Genomic DNA, 5,206 nt, shown 5'->3' with positions numbered 1-5,206 from the left:
GAAATAAAAAAGTTTGAAAAAAAAGAAAAAAAGTTTGAAAAAGGTGTTGACAAAAAAAAGGTGTGTTGGTATGATGTATAAGTCGTCGCAAGGGACGACAAAACGACTGGAAACAGTCGACACAGCCCTTTGAAAACTAAACAAAGACAAACCAAATGTGTAGGGACAACATCCAATGGATGTGTCAAAACAAAAACAATAAATCTGGATGGAAACATCCAAAGATAAGTCAGCAAAAAAGAGCTTAAAAACTTTTATATTTAATGAGAGTTTGATCCTGGCTCAGGACAAACGCTGGCGGCGTGCCTAATACATGCAAGTCGAGCGGAGCTTAGAAGATGCTTGCATTTTCTAAGTTTAGCGGCGGACGGGTGAGTAACACGTGGGTAACCTGCCCATCAGATAGGGATAACAGTCGGAAACGACTGCTAATACCCAATAGGCTTGTGTATCGCATGATACACAAGGGAAAGACGGTGTAAGCTGTCGCTGATGGATGGACCCGCGGCGTATTAGCTAGTTGGTGAGGTAACGGCTCACCAAGGCCATGATACGTAGCCGACCTGAGAGGGTGATCGGCCACATTGGGACTGAGACACGGCCCAAACTCCTACGGGAGGCAGCAGTAGGGAATCTTCGGCAATGGACGAAAGTCTGACCGAGCAACGCCGCGTGAGTGAAGAAGGTTTTCGGATCGTAAAACTCTGTTGTTAGAAAAGAACACCTTTTAGAGTAACTGCTAAGAGATTGACGGTATCTAACCAGAAAGCCACGGCTAACTACGTGCCAGCAGCCGCGGTAATACGTAGGTGGCAAGCGTTGTCCGGATTTATTGGGCGTAAAGCGAGAGCAGGCGGTTCCTTAAGTCTGATGTGAAAGCCCACGGCTCAACCGTGGAGGGTCATTGGAAACTGGGGGACTTGAGTGCAGAAGAGGAGAGTGGAATTCCATGTGTAGCGGTGGAATGCGTAGATATATGGAGGAACACCAGTGGCGAAGGCGACTCTCTGGTCTGTAACTGACGCTGAGTCTCGAAAGCGTGGGGAGCAAACAGGATTAGATACCCTGGTAGTCCACGCCGTAAACGATGAGTGCTAAGTGTTGGGAGGTTTCCACCTTTCAGTGCTGTAGTTAACGCATTAAGCACTCCGCCTGGGGAGTACGACCGCAAGGTTGAAACTCAAAGGAATTGACGGGGACCCGCACAAGCGGTGGAGCATGTGGTTTAATTCGAAGCAACGCGAAGAACCTTACCAAGTCTTGACATCCTTTGACCACTCTAGAGATAGAGAATTCCCTTTGGGGACAAAGTGACAGGTGGTGCATGGTTGTCGTCAGCTCGTGTCGTGAGATGTTGGGTTAAGTCCCGCAACGAGCGCAACCCTTATGATTAGTTGCCAGCATTCAGTTGGGCACTCTAATCAGACTGCCGGTGACAAACCGGAGGAAGGTGGGGATGACGTCAAATCATCATGCCCCTTATGACTTGGGCTACACACGTGCTACAATGGACGGTACAACGAGCAGCGAACTCGCGAGGGTAAGCGAATCTCTTAAAGCCGTTCTCAGTTCGGATTGTAGGCTGCAACTCGCCTACATGAAGCCGGAATCGCTAGTAATCGCAAATCAGCACGTTGCGGTGAATACGTTCCCGGGTCTTGTACACACCGCCCGTCACACCACGAGAGTTTGTAACACCCGAAGCCGGTGGGGTAACCGTAAGGAGCTAGCCGTCTAAGGTGGGATAGATGATTGGGGTGAAGTCGTAACAAGGTAGCCGTATCGGAAGGTGCGGCTGGATCACCTCCTTTCTAAGGAAAAGAAGGAAAGCACAACAGGGGCGTCTTGTTTAGTTTTGAGAGGGTTGAAAGACCTAATCAAGAGGTTGGGGGATTAGCTCAGCTGGGAGAGCGCCTGCTTTGCACGCAGGAGGTCAGCGGTTCGATCCCGCTATTCTCCATAGAGTACGGTAGTACTCGAAGAAGACCTTTGACAACTGAATACATAGAAAACAAACCAAGAAAATTTTACCGAGAAGAGTTTTTTAAAAGAGAATCGCAACATACAGGAAATGTATGGTAGGTTAAGTAAATAAGGGCGCACGGTGAATGCCTTGGCACTAGGAGCCGAAGAAGGACGGGACGAACACCGAAATGCTTTGGGGAGCTGTAAGTAAGCAATGATCCAGAGATATCCGAATGGGGGAACCCACTATCCGTGATGGGATAGTATCCATTAGTGAATACATAGCTAATGAGAAGGTAGACGCAGGGAACTGAAACATCTCATTACCTGCAGGAAGAGAAAGAAAAATCGATTTCCTGAGTAGCGGCGAGCGAAACGGAAGGAGCCCAAACCAGTCAGCATGCTGATTGGGGTTGTAGGACTACGATGTGAGAGTGAGTTTTATAGACGAATGGCGTGGGAACGTCAGCCAAAGAGAGTGAAAGCCTCGTAGTCGAAATGGAATGAGCCTCTAGTAGCATCCTGAGTACGGCGGGACACGAGGAATCCCGTTGGAATCCGCCAGGACCATCTGGCAAGGCTAAATACTCCCTAGTGACCGATAGTGAACAAGTACCGTGAGGGAAAGGTGAAAAGCACCCCGGGAGGGGAGTGAAAGAGAACCTGAAACCGTGTGCTTACAAGTAGTTAGAGCCCGTTTATGGGTGATAGCGTACCTTTTGTAGAATGGACCGGCGAGTTACGATAGCGTGCGAGGTTAAGTTGAAGAGACGGAGCCGAAGCGAAAGCGAGTCTGAATAGGGCGAGATAGTACGTTGTCGTAGACCCGAAACCAAGTGACCTACCCATGTCCAGGTTGAAGGTGTGGTAAGACACACTGGAGGACCGAACCAGGGCACGTTGAAAAGTGCTTGGATGAGGTGTGGGTAGCGGAGAAATTCCAATCGAACTTGGAGATAGCTGGTTCTCTCCGAAATAGCTTTAGGGCTAGCCTCGTTGTGAGAATCCTGGAGGTAGAGCACTGTTTGGACTAGGGGCCCATCTCGGGTTACCGAATTCAGATAAACTCCGAATGCCAGAGATTTATAAACGGGAGTCAGACTGCGAGTGATAAGATCCGTAGTCGAAAGGGAAACAGCCCAGACCACCAGCTAAGGTCCCAAAGTGTCTGTTAAGTGGAAAAGGATGTGGGATTGCTTAAACAACTAGGATGTTGGCTTAGAAGCAGCCACCATTTAAAGAGTGCGTAATAGCTCACTAGTCGAGTGATCCTGCGCCGAAAATGTACCGGGGCTAAACAGACCACCGAAGCTGTGGATTGACGTGAAGAGCGTCAGTGGTAGGAGAGCGTTCTAAGGGCGAAGAAGCCATACCGTAAGGAGTGGTGGAGCGTTTAGAAGTGAGAATGCCGGTATGAGTAGCGAAAGACGGGTGAGAATCCCGTCCACCGAATAACTAAGGTTTCCTGGGGAAGGCTCGTCCTCCCAGGGTTAGTCGGGACCTAAGGCGAGGCCGATAGGCGTAGTCGATGGATAACAGGTTGATATTCCTGTACTTGTCACAACTGATTGAGTGATGGAGGGACGCAGGAGGTTGAAAGAGTCCACTGATGGAATAGTGAGATCTAAGCAACGAGTTTGAAGATGAGTAAAATGCTTGTCTTTATAAGAATGAGTTGTGATGGGGGCTTGAAAGGAAACGAGTAGAGTCTATCTTATCAATCACACTGCCAAGAAAAGCTTCTAGCGAGGCTGTGACAACCCGTACCGCAAACCGACACAGGTAGTTGAGGAGAGAATCCTAAGGTGAGCGAGCGAACTCTCGTTAAGGAACTCGGCAAAATGACCCCGTAACTTCGGGAGAAGGGGTGCTGATGGAAGCATCAGCCGCAGTGAATAGGCCCAAGCGACTGTTTATCAAAAACACAGGTCTCTGCAAAATCGAAAGATGACGTATAGGGGCTGACGCCTGCCCGGTGCTGGAAGGTTAAGAGGAGTGCTTAGCGCAAGCGAAGGTATGAATTGAAGCCCCAGTAAACGGCGGCCGTAACTATAACGGTCCTAAGGTAGCGAAATTCCTTGTCGGGTAAGTTCCGACCCGCACGAAAGGCGTAACGATTTGGGCACTGTCTCAACGAGAGGCTCGGTGAAATTATAGTACCTGTGAAGATGCAGGTTACCCGCGACAGGACGGAAAGACCCCATGGAGCTTTACTGCAGTTTGATATTGAGTGTTTGTGTGACATGTACAGGATAGGTAGGAGCCTAAGAGGTGGGGACGTCAGTTTCCAAGGAGGCGCTGGTGGGATACTACCCTTGTGACATGAACCCTCTAACCCGAGTCATGAAGACGTGACTGGAGACAGTGTCAGATGGGCAGTTTGACTGGGGCGGTCGCCTCCTAAAGAGTAACGGAGGCGCCCAAAGGTTCCCTCAGAATGGTTGGAAATCATTCGAAGAGTGTAAAGGCAGAAGGGAGCTTGACTGCGAGACGGACAGGTCGAGCAGGGACGAAAGTCGGGCTTAGTGATCCGGTGGTACCGTATGGAAGGGCCATCGCTCAACGGATAAAAGCTACCCTGGGGATAACAGGCTTATCTCCCCCAAGAGTTCACATCGACGGGGAGGTTTGGCACCTCGATGTCGGCTCGTCGCATCCTGGGGCTGAAGTCGGTCCCAAGGGTTGGGCTGTTCGCCCATTAAAGCGGCACGCGAGCTGGGTTCAGAACGTCGTGAGACAGTTCGGTCCCTATCCGTCGCGGGCGTAGGAAATTTGAGAGGAGCTGTCCTTAGTACGAGAGGACCGGGATGGACACACCGCTGGTGTACCAGTTGTTCTGCCAAGGGCATCGCTGGGTAGCTATGTGTGGACGGGATAAACGCTGAAAGCATCTAAGCGTGAAGCCCCCCTCGAGATGAGATTTCCCATCTGAGAAGAGTAAGACCCCTGAGAGACGAACAGGTAGATAGGCTAGGAGTGGAAGTGCTGTGAGGCATGGAGCGGACTAGTACTAATCGGTCGAGGACTTAACCAAAAGAGCAGATGTGGTAAGAAGGAAGGGTAAGTGACTATGTATTCAGTTGTGAGAGGTTTGAAAGAACTTTTCTAAAAGCGAGAAAGTGTGGTAATGATGGCAAGAAGGACACACCTGTCACCATGTCGAACACAGAAGTTAAGCTTCTTAGCGCCGAGGGTAGTTGGGGCATTGCCCCTGTGAGAGTAGGACGTTGCCACGCTTTTG

1 tRNA gene and 3 rRNA genes are annotated in these 5,206 nt (G+C 50.0%); all 4 read left to right on the top strand.

What is annotated here, in order from left to right:
- Positions 1 to 259 precede the first annotated feature (259 nt).
- The 4 genes from GMA06_RS08130 (at position 260) to rrf (ending at position 5,201) form a co-directional block, all read left to right on the top strand.
- Positions 260 to 1,811, top strand: a 16S ribosomal RNA gene (locus GMA06_RS08130).
- 76 nt (positions 1,812 to 1,887) lie between these two features.
- Positions 1,888 to 1,960: transfer RNA gene (locus tag GMA06_RS08125), tRNA-Ala, on the top strand.
- A gap of 121 nt (positions 1,961 to 2,081) precedes the next feature.
- Positions 2,082 to 4,999, top strand: a 23S ribosomal RNA gene (locus GMA06_RS08120).
- An 86-nt stretch (positions 5,000 to 5,085) separates the two neighbouring features.
- Positions 5,086 to 5,201 (top strand): 5S ribosomal RNA (rrf, locus tag GMA06_RS08115).
- Together the 16S, 23S and 5S rRNA genes with 1 tRNA gene alongside form the textbook arrangement of a ribosomal RNA operon.
- The last annotated feature ends 5 nt before the right edge of the window (positions 5,202 to 5,206 follow it).

Source organism: Granulicatella sp. zg-84 (genome assembly GCF_010892375.1).
GTDB lineage: Bacteria > Bacillota > Bacilli > Lactobacillales > Aerococcaceae > WM01.
This window is presented reverse-complemented; position numbering and strand designations above follow the sequence as displayed.